Consider the following 16402-nt stretch of genomic DNA (forward strand, 5'->3'; position numbering starts at 1 on the left):
GGCCTGGCGGAGCCTCCCTTCCGCATCCCGAGCGCAGCGTCTCGGTGGTGACGTACCTGGGATCGGAGATATACTCCCCTCCGTCATACCGAGCGCAGCGTAGCGGAGTCGAGGGATCTCGCTGCTGTTCACATGACCTGAGATCCTTCGACTCCGCGCTTCGTGCTCCGCTCAGGATGACGAGAGGGGAGATGGCCTTCGTTATTGTCCGTCGGCCGTCGAGCTATCGATTCATGGTGTTGTTGCCGGAGGTGTCGTCCGGATCGGTTTCCGTGGCCCGGGTGGTCAGCGTGATGGTCGCCCCCGAGTCGGTTGTGCCGGTGATGTCCTGCGCGGTCACCACGGCGGTGTCGTTGGTCGAGCTGCCTGTGGCGACCGCCACGGTGAAGCCCTGCGCCTCCAATGTGCTTCTCGCGCTCGCCAGGGTCTGTCCGACCACGCTGGGCACACTCACCTGCTCCTTGCCGGTGGAGACCCAAATGGTGATGTTGCCGCGTTGTTCGATGGCGCTGCCCGCCCCCGGCTCCATGCGAGTGACCGATCCCGCGGCCACCGTGTCGGAGGTCTCGTTCTGCACCACCACGCTGAAGTGGCGCTCGCTCTGCAGCAGTTGCAGCGCCTGCTCCTGCGTCTGTCCGGTGACGTCGGGCACCGTGGTCATGCCGGTGGAGACGTACAGGGTGATGGAGGTGCCTTGAGACTGCGTGGTGCCGGCCACCGGGTCGGTGCGGGTCACGTTGCCCTGTTCGATGGTGTCGCTGTCCTCCTGCCGCACCGAGGAATTCACCGTGAATCCGGCCTCTTCCAAAGCGGCGCGCGCGTCGTCCTGACTGTAGTCCGTCACATCGGGCACGGGGACCGACGACGGCCCGGCGGAGAATTCGACGGTCACCGTCGATCCCACCTCGACCTGCTCGCCGCCGGCGGGCGTCTGGTCGACGAATGTGCCTTCCGGTTCGGTGGATTCGACATCCTTGATCTCCGCCTTAAGCCCCAGCGCCTCGAGCTCGGATTGCGCGCGGGTTTTGGTGGTGGTGGAGTTGAACGTGGGCACGGTGACGGTTTCCGCCTGGTCGTCGCCGCCGTTCATGAAGAGCACCGCGCAGATGATGATGGCGATCAGCGCCAGCGCGCCGACGATCGATCCGATGATGATCTGCTTCTTGCGTTTCGCCTTGGCCGCCGCAGCCCGCTGTTCGGCGCGGGTTTTCACCGCGGCGTCGGTCGTGTTCGGCGCGATGGCCGAGGGCACGCTTTCGAACTGCCCGGTGACCGGATTGAAGGCCTGTGTGGCGGCCGTTTCGGTCGGCGCCATCGCCTGGGTCGCGCCCACCTGGGTCGCCGCGACCTGCGTGGCCTGCGTCGCCGCATCCTGTTCGGCCTGCTTGCGCGCCTTCATATTCGCCAAGTCGGTGAGCGGATTGAACGCGGCCGCCACGGGCACGCCGCCGTTCATGTAGGTGAGCACGTCGTTCTTGAATTCGGCGGCCGTCGCGTACCGGTTCTGCCGGTCCTTGGCCATGGCCTTCGCGCAGATCGAATCCCACATCTTCGGCAGCCCCGGCACCACCGCGCTCGGCGGGGTGGCCACTTCGGAGACGTGCTGGTAGGCGATCGCCACGGCGGAGTCGCCGGTGAACGGCGGCCGCCCGGTGAGCATCTCATAGAGCACGCAGCCGGCGGAATACAGGTCGGATCGCATATCCACGGTCTCGCCGCGCGCCTGCTCGGGCGAGAGGTATTGCGCGGTGCCGACCACGCCCTGCGACTGGGTCATGGTGGCGGCGGAGTCGTCGAGGGCGCGGGCGATGCCGAAGTCCATCACCTTGACCATGCCCTGCTCGGAGATCATGATGTTGCCCGGCTTGATGTCGCGGTGGATGATGCCCATGCGGTGCGAGTATTCGAGCGCGCTGAGCACGCCCACCATCACCTGTTCGGCGTCGCGCTGGCTCAGCGGCCCGTTCACCTTGATCACGTCGCGCAGGGTCTGGCCCTTGACGTATTCCATCACGATGTACGGCAGATGCTCGGTGCGCCCGTTGGCGTCGACCACCGCCTCCTCGCCGGAGTCGTAGATGTTGACGATGTTCGGGTTGTTCATCTGCGCGACCGCGTGAGCCTCGCGGCGGAAGCGGCTCAGGAAGATCTCGTCGTTGGCGAGATCCGCGCGCATGATCTTCACGGCCACGGTGCGGCCCAGGCGCGTGTCAAGGGCGACACGGACCTCCGCCATGCCTCCGCGGCCGATGAGCTGTCCCAGCTGATAACGGCCGTTGGCCAGTGCGCTCGGCATGCTGCTCATTGCTGTTCCCTCCAAATCATCTGGTTCGTGCGCAGATTCGTGCTCAGAAGAGTCGCCGCCGGACGCGGCGCGCTGGACACCCTGCGCGGAACACGCGCGCCGGGGGTGACCATGGTGGTGTTGTCGTTCATTTCGGTCTGCTGGTCGAGCAGCCGGCGCTCGATGCGTGCGAGCGTGCGTGAGACGACCAGCGCGTCTTTGGGTCGGTCGAGCGGATCCTTGGCCAGCATCGACATGACGAACTGCGCGAGCTGCAGGTCCGTGGAATCCGGCAGCGGCGGCACGGGGTTGTTCACATGCGCGGCGGCGATGTCGACCGGGGTGGCGCCGGTGAACGGGCGGTGTCCGGTGAGCCCCTCGTAGGCCACGACCCCCAGCGAGTAGATGTCGGACTGCGGCGAGGCCTGCAATCCCTGCGCCTGCTCGGGGGAGATGTATTGCGCGGTGCCCACCACCATGCCGTCCTGCGTGATCTGCGCCTGGTTGGTGGAGTAGCTCACGCCGAAGTCGGTGATCTTCACTTCCCCGCTGTCGGAGACCATGATGTTGGCCGGCTTGATGTCGCGGTGGATCACGCCGTGGCTGTGCGCGATGAACAGGCCGCGGGCGGTCTGGATGAGGATCGGCAGCAGTTCGGTGGGATCCATCGGCCCGTCCAGCGCGTGGAAACGGTCCGCCAGCGAGCGTGAGGGCACATATTCCATAATGAGGAATCCGATGCCGTCGTGCTCGTAGTATTCGAACAGCGCGGCGATGTTCGGATGCGCCAGATTGGCGGAGTTGTGCGCTTCGGCCCGCAGACGGTGGAGTTTGGCCTCGGCGTTGGTCACGTCCGATCGCAGCGCTTTGATGGCCACCTCGCGCCCGAGCTGAATGTCGTAGCCTTTCCACACTTCGCCCATGCCGCCCTGCGCGAGGCGCGCGTCGAGGCGGTAGCGGCGGTGGATCAGCTGTCCTTCGATGAGTTTCATTGCTGTAGCGCCTCCTGCATCAGTGCACGCATAATCGGGCCGGCCGCGAGCGAGCCATACACATCCACATTATGCACGACCACGGCGATGGCGATTTGCGGATCGTCGGCGGGGGCGAAGCCGATCACCCACCCGTCGATGGAATCGTTGCTTTCGCCGGTCTGCGCGGTGCCGGTTTTCGCGGCCACGGCCACCCCGTCGATCGAGAGGTTCTGATTCGCCTTGGTGACCACCGCCTCCATCATCTGCGTGAGGGTGTCGGCGGTGCTGGCGCTGAACGCCTCGCTCATCACCTGCGCGCTGGTCTCCGACAGCACGGTCAGATCGCTGGAACGCACACGATCCACCAAGGTGGGGCGCATCAGCGTGCCGTCGTTGGCGATGGCCGAGGCCACCATCGCCATCTGCAAAGGCGTGGCGGTGGTGTCGCCCTGCCCGATGGAGGCCAGCGCGAGACGGTCGTCGGTCAGGCTTTGCGGGAATTGGGAGGCGGTGGCCGTCATCGGCGTGCCGGTCGATTCGGTGCCGTCCACCACGATCGAGCTGTTGAAGCCGAGTTTCTCGGCCATCTCGTTCACCGTGTCCGCGCCGAGGGCCACGCCCAGCTGCGCGAAGGCCGTGTTCGACGAGTAGGCGAGGGCGTCCTCCAGCGAGATGGTGCCGTTCGAGCCCGCGCCGGCGGAGCTGGAGTTCGGCAGTTCGGTGGAGGTGCCGGGCAGCGTGTAGGTCGCGCCCGCGGGGATCTGCGTATCCGCCTGATAGTCGCCCGTCTCCAGCGCCGCCGCCGCCACGATCGTTTTGAAGGTGGATCCCGGCGGGTACAGCTCGGAGATGGCCCGGTTGAGCATGGGATTGCTTTCGGAGTTGACCAGCTCCTGGTACGCGCTGTCGGCGGCCGTCGCATCATGGTCGGCCAGGGTGTTCGGATCGTAGCTGGGGGTGCTCACCATGGCGAGGATTCGCCCGGTTTTCGGCTCGATGGCCACCACGGCGCCGTCGTTGGAGCCGAGCTGGTCGTAGGCGAGCTGCTGCAGGGTCGGGTCGATGGAGGTTTCGATGGATGCGCCCTGGTTTTCGCTGCCGGTGAGCGCCGCTTTGAGCCGCTGCCAGAACAGGCTGTCGGATTCGCCGTTGAGCAGCTGCCCTCGCGAGGCCTCGATGCCGCGGTCCGCGCCTTGGCTGATGGAGAAATAGCCGGTCACGGGCGCGTACACGTTGCCGTTGCTGTAGGTGCGCTGGTATTTGAACGCGTCGTTCACCGCTTCGGACGAGGCGATGACCGTGCCGTCCGAAGCGAGGATCGCGCCGCGGGAGACGCCGAACTCGTGGTAGAGGTTGCGGCTGTTGCGCGGGTCCGCGTTCAGCTCGTTGGCCCGGATCGCCATGATGACGGTGGTGGACAGGCCCAGGACGACGAACAGGGCCACCACCGCGGTGAACAGTTGACGCAGGTACTTGTTCATTGCGTGCCTCCCGTCACCGTGCGGGGGCGGACGATCGCCTCGGTGGCGCGTGAGCGCTCCTTGAGCTCGCGTTCGCGCAGGGCGGCCAGCGCCTCGTATTGGAAGGTGTCGGTGCTCAGCTCCGGTTCGGGCTTGTTTGCCTGGTTCGAGATCACCAGTAACAGGGCGGCGAGGATGGAGTTCGCCACCAGGCTGGATCCGCCGGCGGCCATATACGGCAGGGTCATGCCGGTGAGCGGGATGACCAGCGTGATGCCGCCGACCACGGTGAACACCTGGAACGCCATGGTGAACACCAGACCGGAGGCGAGCAGTTTGCCGAAGCCGTCCTTGATCTTCATGGCGGTGATCAGTCCCGATGCGATGATGAGCAGATACAGCATCAGCACGGCCAGCAGGCCGGTCAGTCCCAGCTCCTCGCCCACGGAGGCGTAGATGTAGTCGGAATTGGCGAACGGGGTGAGCGAGGGATGCCCCTGGCCGAGTCCGGTGCCGAGCATGCCGCCGGAGGCCAGGCCGAAGATTCCGGTGACGATCTGGTAGGAGCCGCCATACGCCTTGTTGTACTGCTCGTTGCTGAACGGTTGCAGCCAGGCGTCGACGCGCGAACCCACATGGCTGAAGATGCTCGCGGCGAGCACCGCGCCCGCGGCGAAGGCGATGAAGCCGATGACGATCCAGCTTTTGCGGCCGGTGGCCACATACAGCATCGAAACGAACATGGCGAAGAACATCAGCGAGGTGCCGAGATCATGCTGCAGCACCAGCACGCCCATCGAGGCGATCCACACCACGATGATCGGCCCCATATCCTTGATGCGCGGCAATTGCAGGCCGAGCACCTTCTTGCCGCCGACGGCCAGCTGGTCGCGGTGGTCGAACAGGTACGCGGCGAAGAAGAACGCGAGGAAAAGCTTGGCGAATTCGCCCGGCTGCACGGTGCCCAGACCGAACACGTTCAGCCAGATGCGCGCGCCGTTCGTCTCCACGCCGATCACCGGCAGCATCGGGGAGAGCAGCAGCACCAGGCCCACCACCATGCTCACGTAGGAGAAGCGGCGCAGCACGCGGTAATCCTGGAGGAACACGACGATCAGCGCGACCAGCACCAGCGCCAGACACAGCCATATCAGCTGGCGGAAGGCCACGTCGGTCCCGTTCTGCTGGTCGATGCGGGCGATCATCACCGTGCCGATGGCCGTAAGCACCAGCACGCACGGCAGAATCGACTGGCTGGCATACGGCTGGAAGCGGATGCACAGGCCCCACACCAGCAGGAACAGCAGGGCCGCCAGCGTCAGCATCGCGGCGAAACGCGTGGGAAAGCCGCCGGTGGTGCGCTGGAACATCTGGAAGAAGGCGAGGGCGCTGATCAGCATGGCGAACAGCAGCAGGGAGATCTGACGCAGGCGTAGGGCGACCATCAGGCATCATCCCCCTGCGAGGAGGCGGAGCTGCCCGAAGCGGAACCGGACGAGCCGGAGCTGTTGGACGAACCGTTGGACGAATCATCGGACGAATCGGAACCGCCGTCGGAACCGCCGTCCTGCTTGGCGGTGGCATCGGGCGCGGCGCCCGTCTCGCCGGTCGCGGCCGCGTCGTCATCCTCCTGCTGCAGCTTGGTCATCTCGTCGCGGATGATCTCCACATGGTTCTCCGCCTCGGTCAGGCTTCCCACCACAATGCCCTGCTCAAGCTGGCTGATCCACGTCTGCGGCAGATCCGCCGTGTCGATGGACGTGCGCTCCACCTCATGCGAGAGCTCGAAGCCGAACACATTCGTGGGCACGCCCTGATAGATCGCGACCTTGCCGTCCGCGTTGCCGACGTAATAGCGCGTCTGGCTCCACCAGTAGGCGCCCGCGCCGGCCGCGGCCAAAGCGACCACCGCGAGCAGGGCGATGCCCGCCGCGATCAGGCGCTTGCGGAGCTTCTTCGTGCGCGAGGCCCGCTGCTGCAGATCCTGCTCGTGGCGGATGGCCTTGGCCACCTCCGGATCGTTGGGATCGGCCGTGATGCGCCCGTCGGGCGTCTGCACCACGGGAATCTCGCCCGTGTCGGGATTGTCGCGCTCGCCGCTCTCCTCGCGCACGGTGGAGGGCTGGACCACGCGGGTCGTGGCCGCGGCGGCCTCGTCCTCGCCGGAACGGGTCTGCATCAGCGCGGCGGCGCGTTGGGCGGGGGAATTGTCGTCGCGCAGGACCGGGGCCGAGGCGACCGGCTCGTTGACGATGTCGGCGATGGGTTCCAGACTGCGGCTGGCGGCGCCGCCGACCAGCGGGGTCTGATGCGGAAGGTCGAAGGCGTCGGCGTCCAAGGCCAGCGTCGCGTCGGCGATCACCGCGGTCACATTGTCGGTGCTGCCGGCCTTCAGCGCCATGGACACCAGTCGCTGCGCGCACTCGCCCTGATCGGAGATCGTCGCCATCGCCTCTTCGATGGTGGAATCCTCCAGCACGCCGCACAGGCCGTCGGAGCACAGCAGCCAACGGTCGGCCGGATGCGCCTTGCGGATGGCGATGTCGGGGCGCGGGTCGATGTCGAAATCACCTAGCACACGCATCACCACATTGCGTTGCGGATGGTTCTTCGCCTCGCCGGGCGTGATGCGGCCCGTGTCGATGAGATGCTGCACGTAGCTGTGGTCGCAGGTCAGGCGCTGCAGCCTGCCGTCGCGCAGCAGATAGGCGCGCGAGTCTCCGATATGGGCCACCACCCAATAGCCCGCGACCAGCGCCACGGCCGTGACCGTGGTGCCCATGCCGGCGAGCTTGCGCTCGCGCTTCGCCTTGCCGACGATGGCGTCGTGCGCGGCCAGAACGGACGCCTCCATCATGCGGGTGATGGTCTCGACGTCGCCGCCGGTGTCGTCCTGTTCGATATGGGCGAGCGAGCGGATCGCGATCGTCGAGGCGGTGTCGCCGCCCGCATGGCCGCCCATGCCGTCGCATACGGCGATGAGATGCTCGCCCGCGAACGACGAATCCTGGTTGTTCGAACGCACGGTGCCCACATCGGACACCGTGGTGGAATACAGGAACAAGGGTTGGGAGGCTGCGGAAGTGGGCATACGGCTACCTCAGTTCAAAGGTGGTGGCGCCGATGCGCACCGCCACGCGCGCAGGCAGAATCGTCGGCGTGGTCAGACGCTGCTGGTTGACGACCGTGCCATTGGTGGATTGCAGGTCCTCGATGGCCCACTGGCCGGAGGCGGGATCCTTATACACGCGGGCGTGATGCGAAGAGACGAACTCGTCATCCAGCACCACCGTATTGGTGGCGGAACGTCCCAGCGTGATCACCTCGCCGGTCAACGGCACGGACGTGCCTGCCAGCGGGCCGTCGATCACCACAAGCAGGGTCGGCTCGGCGTTGGCGGCGGGCATGTCATGCGTGGGCGGCGTGCTCACCCGGGGTGTGGGAGGCTGCGTGGGCGGTGTCGTCGGCGCGGGCGTATCCACGGCGGCCTTGCGGGCGCGGCGCTCGCGGCGACGGCGGGCTCGCGATGGGCGCGGGCTGAAGGACTCGATGTCCTTGTGCAAGGAGCGCACCGCCAGCCACAGGAAAACCCATAGCAGAATCAGAAACCCGTATTTCAGCAGGGCGAAAGTCAGTTCGGTCATAACGGCTGGCTGACTACGCCTGCTCCTGTGCGGAAGCCCAGTAGAGGATGCGGGTGCGGCCGATCGTGATGGTGTTGCCGTCGAGCAGCGTGGCGGCGGGCACCTGATGGCCTTCCACATACGTTCCGTTGGTGGAGCCCAGATCACGGGCGATCACGCCGTTCTCGGTCACGTCGATCTCGAGATGGCGGCGGGAGATGCCCGGGTCGTCGATCACGATGTCGCAGCCGGAGCCGCGGCCGATCACCGTCTGCTCCTTGGTGATGAGGTACTGGTTACCATTCACCTCGAGCACGGGATTGTCCTCGCTCTGGCTCTCGGTGGTCACAGGCACGGCGTTGCCCTGCACGGACTCGGAGGAAAGGTTGAAATTGCCTTTGGCCAGGTCGAGATCCTCTTCGAAGATCACCACCACCGGGCCCACGAAGGCATAGTGCTGGCTTTTGGCGTATTCGGTGAGGTTGTCCGCCAGCTCGTTGGCGAGGGTCTCGCTGCCCCACGATTCGATGCGGTCGAAATCCGGGGTGCTCAGCTTGAAACGGTATTCGTTCGGGGCCACCGTGCGGTCGCGGCCCACCGGCATGGCTTCGGCGTCGATCTCGCGCTCCAGCGCGCTGGAGAGGTCGACGGGCTGCAGGTCTTTGGAGCCGAATTTGGCGAACACTCCATTGACCGCGCCTTCCACGCTTTTCTCAAAACGGTCGAGAACGCTCATAGTCATCCCTTTCTATTCTCTGCATATCCTACGCGGCGTGTGGAACAGAGCGCAAAAACCGTCCGGATAATTGCAAAAGCTCCATTGCGCGGCGCATCGTCGCGCCTGCGCCGTCCCTCACCGCTTCGCTTCACCGTCCGTCTTCGGCCGGCCCTCGTGGGCCGTCTTCGACCGTTTCCGTCTCGGTGGTCGGGGCTTGGCGGGTCGGCTGTAGCCTCCGACCGGCCTTGCGCCATGTCCGTGGGGGCGCGCATGCTGACACGGTGGTGCCCGGACTGGCCTATCTGCGTTAGCGGTAGTGGATTTGGGACCCTGCAAAGGTCTATCTGCGTTAGCGGTAGTGTGGTTTAGGCGATACGCCGAGTATTCACCCCATCATTTCAACGGCCATACTTGGGATAACGTCAAACGGACACTACCGCTAACGCAGATCGATATCCGCAACACCCGAAATCCACTACCGCTAACGCAGATAGGTCGGCAAGGCGCTATACGGATTGATGTTGTCACGGTGTCAATTTGGGTTGCGGGCGGCCTACAATAAAGCCATGCAGTTCGCCCTGATTGATGAAAACCGATATGCGGAGGAGATGCGCCAGACGGTGATGCCGGCGCTCGCCGCCTGCTGCGACGAAGGATGGTTCGACCCCTCGGACGCCGAACGCGAAGCTGGCCTGACACCCCTGCCTCCGGGCGCGGATCCGTTCGCCCCATCCGCCGACGCTTCGACGGGCGGCGACAAGTTGCATTATCTGTGCTATGACGTGACCAAATTCGCGAACCTGCGCGAATCCGACGCCGCCGCGACCTTCCGCGGTGCCGTCGTGCTCAGCCACGGCTTCACCGAATTCGCGGAGAAATACAGCGAGATGATTTGGTATTTCCTGCTGAACGGATATTCGGTGTGCGCCCTGGACCACCGCGGCCACGGCAAATCCTCGCGCGACATGGACAATCCGAGTCTGGTGTGGATCGACGACTGGCGGCGCTACGTCGCCGATTTGGCCGGTTTCGCCCAGACGATCGGCCGCTCGTATGCCGACGGCCAGCCGTTGAACCTGTATTGCCATTCGATGGGCGGCGGCATCGGCGCGGCCGTATTGGAGCGATATCCCGATCTGTTCGACAAGGCGGTGCTGTCGTGTCCGATGATCGCGCCCGCCACCGGCATGCCGAACTGGCTGGCCCGCGCGCTGTCGGAAGTGATGTGCGGACTCGGCATGGGCCGCATGCGCGTGTTCGGTCAGTCGGATTTCGACGGCACGCTCGACTTGGGGCAGCACCCGTATTCCAGCCATGCGCGTGAACGTTGGTATCACCAGATGCGTTGCGACCACGCGGAATACCAGACCTACAGCGCCGCGTTCGAATGGGTGCGCCAGTCGCTGCGGCTGAGCCGGGCGGTCTTGGATCGCGATGCCTGCGCCGCCATCGAAACGCCGCTGATGCTGTTCCAGGCGGGGCATGACGTGTGGGTGCTCAACAATCCGCAGGACCGCTTCGTCGAGCGGGTGCGTGATGGCGGCGGATCGGCGCGGCTGGTGCGCATCGACGGCTCCGAACATGAGATCTTCTCGATGCCGAACGCGGTGGTCGGCCCGTATCTCGACCGGATACTGGACTTTTTCGCGGAGCCGATCTCCGAATCGGTTTAGTCCGGGTCGCAAGGTTATGGCCGATCCGCTTCGCCTCGGTCGGTCCTCTCGAGTCGTTTGCGCCTGAGGACATGACTCGCGCCATGCCATGTCCGTCGAGCGGGTTGCGTTGGACGGATGTGATCGAGGCCTTCCGAACGCGCGTCGCGATGTTCGGTTCGGATTGCGTCGCGGCGGCGTATGGCGGCGCTATAGTGAAAGCCGTGGCAACAATCAATGATGTGGCGCGTGAGGCGGGGGTGTCCAAGACGACCGTCTCCTACGTGATTTCTCGCAATCCGCGAATCCCCGCGGACACGGCCGAGCGGGTGCATAAGGCGATGCGCAAGCTGGGGTATACGGTGAATCACACGGCCCGCGCGTTGTCCACGGCCAAAACGATGACGTTCGGTCTGTTGGTGAACGCGGACGAGAACATGTCGCTGTCGCTTACCCGCGGCGCGTATCTGTGCGAGTTGTCGAATTTCGCCCGACAGCAGGGATACGACCTGTTGCTGATGAGCAACCCTAATGGCGTGCAGGCGATTCGCGATCTGGCCAGCGCCCGCAAAATCGACGGTTTGATCATTATGGACATCAATCGGGAGGATCCGCGCGTGAAGGCGGCCGTCGAATCGAAGGTTCCGACCGTGCTGTTGGGCATACCCGCCGATTCGATGGGGCTTGACCAGGTGGACACCGATTTCGAGCGGGCCGCACGCGAGGTGGTCGACCTGTTCGCCAAGCAGGGGCATCGTGAGGTGGCTTTGGTTCATACGCCTGAGAGTCCTGTTGATGAGGGGTCGAATTATGCGGTGCGATTCCGGACGTCGGTGATGGCCGAGGCCGCCGTGCGGGGGATTACGCTGCATGTGCCGCCGGTCGAGGACTGGGATTTGGATCCCACACAAAAACTGCGGGCGGTGCTCGCGCGTTTTCCGCAGGTGACCGGCGTGATCATCGACGATGACAACACGGTGATCTCCACGTCGCAGGTGCTGATGGAGCTGGGCATAGATGTGCCGCGTGATCTTTCGGTCGCGGTGGTGGTGCCTGAGGTGCTGCGCGCCGGCATGTGCATTCCTTACACGTCGATTGACATCGATCTGCCCGCGGTGGCGGAGGAGACGATTGAAACCCTGTGCCGGCGTATCGCTAAGCCGAATGCCCCCTCGGTGACCAGACTGGTCAGTCAGCCGTTGACCGATCAGGGGTCGGTGCGCGCGCTCTGATCGCATCGCCAACGCTTATCCCGCCGACGTTCCGGGCGGGGTGGCATCTCTGAACACCAACGCCGCGAGTATGGCCTGCAGACGTGGCGTTCCTGACCGTGTTGGGCTGTGCTGGGCTGTGTTGAGCCCCACATTGCTCGACTTAAAGAAAGGCGTGGTGAACCGGTTATATACATGGCGTGTCGCCTAATTTGACGAATGGCAACAGGTGACGTATATTCATAGTGTGAACCGGTTCACCATAAAGGTGATCAAAACGCCGAGTGAAAGCGTCGAAGCCAAAGGTGGCGACGCTGCGGCCGGAGACGCCGGAGCCGACGATGGACGGCGGCGAAGGCACCTCGTCTCCGACGGCGCTGGCGGCGAACGGCGCAACGACGAAGAAGTCAACACGGAAAAACCCGACACAGAGAATCCAGAGTGGAGAAGTCGAGACGGAAGGAGTCGCGATGGCATTCAGAACCGATGGGCGAACCCTCGAATGGCGAGGCGAGGGCGAGACGCTGCGCGTGGAACCGTGGGGCGCGGACAGTATGCGCGTGCGCGCCGCGAAAAAGATGCCGATCGCCGAAATCAATTGGGGACTGCTTGACGAGCATCATGAGCCGGAAGGCGCCATCGCCGTCGAGATCGACGACGAGCGCGGCGTCGCCACCGTGTCCAACGGCAATATCGTCGTCACCGCGAAGGCGTTCAGAGAAGGCAATCCCGGCGCGGGCCACACCGAAAACCTGTGCGAGCTGAGCTTCGCCAAAGCCGACGGCACCGTGCTGTTCACGGAGATGCCGCAAAGCGGCGCGCTCAAACTCCACGCCCGCCACTACTGCCCGGCGGACGGCGGCAGCCAGATGATTGAGGCCTCCTTCGTGGCCTCCGAGCGCGAACGCCTTTACGGCATGGGCGAATACCAGCAGAACTACATGGATCTCAAAGGATGCTCGTTCGAGCTGGCCCACCGCAACTCCCAGGCGTCCATCCCCTTCGTCGTCTCGTCCGCGGGCTATGGCTTCCTGTGGAACAATCCCGCCATCGGAACGGCCGAATTCGCCAAGAACCGCACCCGCTGGGTGGCGCAGTCCACCCGTCAGCTCGACTATTGGGTCACCGCCGGCGACTCCCCGGCCGACATCGAACGTCATTACGCCGACGCGACCGGCCATGCGCCCGCCATGCCCGAATGGGGCCTGGGCTTCTGGCAGTGCAAGCTGCGCTACTGGAACCAGAATCAGGTGCTCGAGGTGGCCCGCGAGTTCAAACGCCGCGAGATTCCCATCGATGTGCTTGTCATCGACTTCTTCCACTGGCCGCATATGGGCGACTTCCGTTTCGAGGAGGAGTTCTGGCCCGATCCCAAGGCGATGTGCGATGAGCTGCACGAGATGGGCATCAAGGTGATGGTCTCCGTGTGGCCGCAGATCGCGCTCAAATCCGAGAACTACGAGCATATGTTGGAGAACGGCCTGCTGGTCAGCGCCGAGCGGGGCATCGACGTGGCGAATATGTACCAGGAACCCAACCAGTTCTTCGACGCCACCAATCCCGAGGCACGAGAGTTCGTGTGGGGCAAGTGCAAGTCCAACTATGTGGATCTCGGCGTGGACGCCTTCTGGCTCGACGAGGCCGAACCGGAATACGGCACCTACGACTTCGCCAACTACCGCTACCATTCCGGGCCGAACGTCTCCACCGGCAACATCTACCCGCGCGAGTACAACCGTGCCTTCTACGAGGGGCAGCTGGCCGAAGGGCGCGAGGGCGAGATCGTCAACCTCACGCGCTGCGCATGGGTCGGCGCCCAGCGGTACGGCGCGCTGGTGTGGAGCGGCGACGTGCATTCCACCTTCGCCGATTTCAAGTCGCAGATCACCTGCGCCATCCACATGGGTATGGCCGGCATTCCTTGGTTCACCACCGATATGGGAGGGTTCGCGCTGGGCGATGTCAACGATCCGACGTTCCGTGAGCTGTTGGCGCGCTGGTGCCAGTTCTCCTGCTTCTCTCCGGTGATGCGCAACCACGGCTACCGTCTGGGGGCCCAGCCCGACGGCCGGATGGACGAGGCGATCGTCGCGGCCGACGGCAGCCAGCGCGATCCCTCCGGTGTGAACAACGAGCCGTGGACCTTCGGGGAGGATGTCGAGCGCGTGTTCGTGAAGTACATCAATGTGCGCGAGGCGCTGCGTCCGTATGTGCGGGACCTGTTCGCGGAGGCCAGTCGCGAGGGGCAGCCGCTGATCCGCGGTCTGTTCTATGAGTTCCCCGATGACGGGCGGGCGGCGGATGTGGCCGACGAGTACATGTTCGGCCCGGATCTGCTGGTGGCGCCGGTCGTCGAGATGGGCGCGCGCCGCCGGTCGGTGTACCTGCCGGGCGATGCCTCCGTGCGCTGGGCCGAGCTGCATTCCGGACGCGAGTTCGGCGGCGGCGAGCTGGTCGACGTCGACTGCCCGCTGGACGTGGTTCCCGTGTTCGCGCGCGACGGCAAGGACCACGGACTGCTTTCGCTAATCTAAACGTTCCTCTCCCCCTTCCTCCATGGCGAACGGCCGCGTCCACGCGGATGCCCACATGGGCGCGGCCGTCCCGCCTGACCGATATTGGCTCCCGCTTCGCTGGTGAAGCGGTTCACCATAGCATTATCCACGCTTCTCGGAAAGGAGCACCCCCATGGTTTCCATGGTCGGCAAAACCATACGCAAGTGGTGGGCGCTGTTCGCGCTGCCCACGCTGGCGGCCTTCATCATCGGGTTCCTCGCCCCGTTCGCCATCGGCGTCTACCTGAGCTTCTGTGAGTTCACCACCGTGACCGACGCGCGTTTCGTCGGACTGGAGAACTACACCAAGGTGTTCACGGACGGCACCTTCCTGCACGCCCTGTGGTTCACGGTGGCGTTCACCATCGTGACCACCATCATCATCAACGTGGCCGCGTTCGCCGTGGCCTACATGCTCACCAAGGCGATAAAGGGCGCGAACATCTTCCGCTCGGTGTTCTTCATGCCCAACCTGATCGGCGGCATCATCCTGGGCTACATCTGGCAGCTGCTGCTCAACGGCGTGCTCGCCCACTGGTCGCGCTCGATCACCTACTCGGGCGTGTACGGCTTCTGGGGACTGGTCATCCTGCTGTGCTGGCAGCAGATCGGCTACATGATGATCATCTACATCGCCGGCCTGCAATCCCTGCCCGGCGACGTGATGGAGGCGGCGGCCGTGGACGGCGCGTCCCCCAGGCAGACGCTGTTCAAGGTGACCATCCCGCTGATGATGCCCAGCATCACCGTGTGCTCCTTCCTGACCGTGACCAACGGCTTCAAGCTTTTCGACCAGAACCTCGCCCTGACCAACGGCGCTCCCTCACGCATGTCCGAAATGCTCGCCCTGAACATCTACACCACCTTCTACGGCCGCGTGGGATACGAGGGTGTGGGCCAGGCCAAGGCGGTGATCTTCTTCATCATCGTGGCCGCGGTCGCGCTGATCCAGAACAAGCTCACCACAAGCAAGGAGGTGACCGCATGAGCGGCGGCAAGATCAAGCACGGGCCCTTCTGGACGGTGTTCTTCACCATCGTCTCGCTCGCCTGGGTGTTCCCGATCGTTCTGGTGGTGATCAACTCCTTCAAGCAGAAGGCATACATCTCGCGCGACGCGTTCTCGATCCCGACCGGCAAGGCCTTCGTCGGCCTGGAGAACTACGAGCGCGGCATCGAACGCACCAACCTCATCGAAAGCTTCGGCTGGACCGTGGTGATTACGGTCGGCGCGGTGCTGCTGATCCTCGTATGCACCTCGATGTGCGCGTGGTGGATCGTGCGCGTGAACAACCGAGCGGCCAAACTGCTCTACACCCTGTTCCTGCTCAATATGATCATCCCCTTCCAGATGATCATGTTCCCGCTGAGCAAGATCGCCGACATGATGGGGCTCAACACCCCCTGGGGCATGTGGGTGCTGTATCTGGGATTCGGCGCGGGATTGTCGGTGTTCATGTTCACCGGCGTGATCAAGGGCATCCCGGCCGAGATCGAGGAGGCCGCCATGATCGACGGCGCGAGTGTGCCCCGCACCTTCTTCACCATCGTGCTTCCCATGATGAAGCCGAGCGTGGTGTCGGTGGCGATCCTGCAGACCATGTGGATCTGGAACGACTTCCTGCTGCCCTACCTCACCCTCGACCTGCGCAAATACAAGACCATGAGCATCGCCATCCAGTACTTGAAGGGCGGCTACGGCTCGGTGGACATGGGCGCCATGATGGGCTGCCTGGTGCTGGCCATCATCCCCATCGTCGTCTTCTACCTGTTCTGCCAAAAGCACATCATCGCCGGCGTCACCGCCGGAGCGGTCAAGGGGTAAAGGCGGGCCGTCGGCACGCGGTCGGATGGAAGGCCATCCAGCCATCCGACCAATCCATCCAATCGGCCATCGCCGGCCGATCCAATCAACCCAACCCAAAT

The 16402-nt window shown here is 64.4% G+C and carries 12 protein-coding genes; 5 read left to right on the top strand and 7 right to left on the bottom strand.

Going from position 1 to position 16402, the window contains the following annotated elements; genetic code table 11:
- Positions 1–223: 223 nt before the first annotated feature.
- From pknB to BL8807_RS04425, 7 genes are read right to left on the bottom strand one after another with little or no spacing between them, the layout of a single operon-like run.
- Complete coding sequence (pknB, locus tag BL8807_RS04395) at positions 224–2305, bottom strand: Stk1 family PASTA domain-containing Ser/Thr kinase (RefSeq protein WP_072724321.1); 2082 nt, start codon at positions 2303–2305, stop codon at positions 224–226.
- The gene (locus BL8807_RS04400) at positions 2302–3276 is read right to left on the bottom strand and encodes a serine/threonine-protein kinase (protein ID WP_072724319.1); all 975 of its coding nucleotides are present in this window, start codon (positions 3274–3276) and stop codon (positions 2302–2304) included. The genes pknB and BL8807_RS04400 overlap by 4 nt, the downstream gene beginning before the upstream one ends.
- Complete coding sequence (locus tag BL8807_RS04405; RefSeq protein ID WP_072724317.1) at positions 3273–4739, bottom strand: peptidoglycan D,D-transpeptidase FtsI family protein; 1467 nt, start codon at positions 4737–4739, stop codon at positions 3273–3275. The genes BL8807_RS04400 and BL8807_RS04405 overlap by 4 nt, the downstream gene beginning before the upstream one ends.
- Positions 4736–6163 carry an FtsW/RodA/SpoVE family cell cycle protein gene (locus BL8807_RS04410; protein ID WP_072724314.1) on the bottom strand — a complete coding sequence of 476 codons (1428 nt, stop codon included), beginning with the start codon at positions 6161–6163 and terminating at the stop codon, positions 4736–4738. The genes BL8807_RS04405 and BL8807_RS04410 overlap by 4 nt, the downstream gene beginning before the upstream one ends.
- Positions 6163–7809 carry a PP2C family protein-serine/threonine phosphatase gene (locus BL8807_RS04415; protein WP_072724312.1) on the bottom strand — a complete coding sequence of 549 codons (1647 nt, stop codon included), beginning with the start codon at positions 7807–7809 and terminating at the stop codon, positions 6163–6165. The genes BL8807_RS04410 and BL8807_RS04415 overlap by 1 nt, the downstream gene beginning before the upstream one ends.
- A 4-nt stretch (positions 7810–7813) precedes the next feature.
- On the bottom strand, positions 7814–8362 hold the full coding sequence (locus tag BL8807_RS04420) for an FHA domain-containing protein FhaB/FipA (protein WP_072724310.1): 549 nt from the start codon (positions 8360–8362) through the stop codon (positions 7814–7816).
- Between the two features lie 13 nt (positions 8363–8375).
- On the bottom strand, positions 8376–9077 hold the full coding sequence (locus BL8807_RS04425) for an FhaA domain-containing protein (RefSeq protein ID WP_072724308.1): 702 nt from the start codon (positions 9075–9077) through the stop codon (positions 8376–8378).
- A 548-nt stretch (positions 9078–9625) separates the two neighbouring features.
- On the opposite strand from BL8807_RS04425, the gene BL8807_RS04430 reads away from it, so the two are divergent.
- The 5 genes from BL8807_RS04430 (at position 9626) to BL8807_RS04450 (ending at position 16301) form a co-directional block, all read left to right on the top strand.
- Positions 9626–10732, top strand: coding sequence for an alpha/beta fold hydrolase (locus BL8807_RS04430; RefSeq protein ID WP_072724306.1), 1107 nt, complete (start codon positions 9626–9628; stop codon positions 10730–10732).
- Between the two features lie 203 nt (positions 10733–10935).
- Complete coding sequence (locus tag BL8807_RS04435; RefSeq protein WP_072724485.1) at positions 10936–11943, top strand: LacI family DNA-binding transcriptional regulator; 1008 nt, start codon at positions 10936–10938, stop codon at positions 11941–11943.
- 449 nt (positions 11944–12392) lie between these two features.
- Positions 12393–14456 (top strand): glycoside hydrolase family 31 protein, encoded by a 2064-nt coding sequence (locus tag BL8807_RS04440; protein ID WP_072724303.1) that lies wholly within the window; start codon positions 12393–12395, stop codon positions 14454–14456.
- Between the two features lie 154 nt (positions 14457–14610).
- A complete protein-coding gene (locus BL8807_RS04445; protein WP_072724301.1) occupies positions 14611–15465 on the top strand; it encodes a carbohydrate ABC transporter permease in 855 nt (284 codons plus the stop codon).
- Positions 15462–16301: a carbohydrate ABC transporter permease gene (locus BL8807_RS04450; RefSeq protein WP_072724299.1), complete on the top strand. Its 840-nt coding sequence runs from the start codon at positions 15462–15464 to the stop codon at positions 16299–16301. Before BL8807_RS04445 ends, BL8807_RS04450 begins: the two co-directional genes overlap by 4 nt.
- The last annotated feature ends 101 nt before the right edge of the window (positions 16302–16402 follow it).

This window comes from Bifidobacterium lemurum, from assembly GCF_014898175.1.
Classification (GTDB): domain Bacteria; phylum Actinomycetota; class Actinomycetes; order Actinomycetales; family Bifidobacteriaceae; genus Bifidobacterium; species Bifidobacterium lemurum.

Excerpts from the sequence above, each read along its gene's own strand:
- pknB (WP_072724321.1), bottom strand. The coding sequence starts at position 2,305 with ATGAGCAGCATGCCGAGCGCACTGGCCAACGGCCGTTATCAGCTGGGA.
- BL8807_RS04400 (WP_072724319.1), bottom strand. The coding sequence starts at position 3,276 with ATGAAACTCATCGAAGGACAGCTGATCCACCGCCGCTACCGCCTCGAC.
- BL8807_RS04405 (WP_072724317.1), bottom strand. The coding sequence starts at position 4,739 with ATGAACAAGTACCTGCGTCAACTGTTCACCGCGGTGGTGGCCCTGTTC.
- BL8807_RS04410 (WP_072724314.1), bottom strand. The coding sequence starts at position 6,163 with ATGGTCGCCCTACGCCTGCGTCAGATCTCCCTGCTGCTGTTCGCCATG.
- BL8807_RS04415 (WP_072724312.1), bottom strand. The coding sequence starts at position 7,809 with ATGCCCACTTCCGCAGCCTCCCAACCCTTGTTCCTGTATTCCACCACG.
- BL8807_RS04420 (WP_072724310.1), bottom strand. The coding sequence starts at position 8,362 with ATGACCGAACTGACTTTCGCCCTGCTGAAATACGGGTTTCTGATTCTG.
- BL8807_RS04425 (WP_072724308.1), bottom strand. The coding sequence starts at position 9,077 with ATGAGCGTTCTCGACCGTTTTGAGAAAAGCGTGGAAGGCGCGGTCAAT.
- BL8807_RS04430 (WP_072724306.1), top strand. The coding sequence starts at position 9,626 with ATGCAGTTCGCCCTGATTGATGAAAACCGATATGCGGAGGAGATGCGC.
- BL8807_RS04440 (WP_072724303.1), top strand. The coding sequence starts at position 12,393 with ATGGCATTCAGAACCGATGGGCGAACCCTCGAATGGCGAGGCGAGGGC.
- BL8807_RS04445 (WP_072724301.1), top strand. The coding sequence starts at position 14,611 with ATGGTTTCCATGGTCGGCAAAACCATACGCAAGTGGTGGGCGCTGTTC.
- BL8807_RS04450 (WP_072724299.1), top strand. The coding sequence starts at position 15,462 with ATGAGCGGCGGCAAGATCAAGCACGGGCCCTTCTGGACGGTGTTCTTC.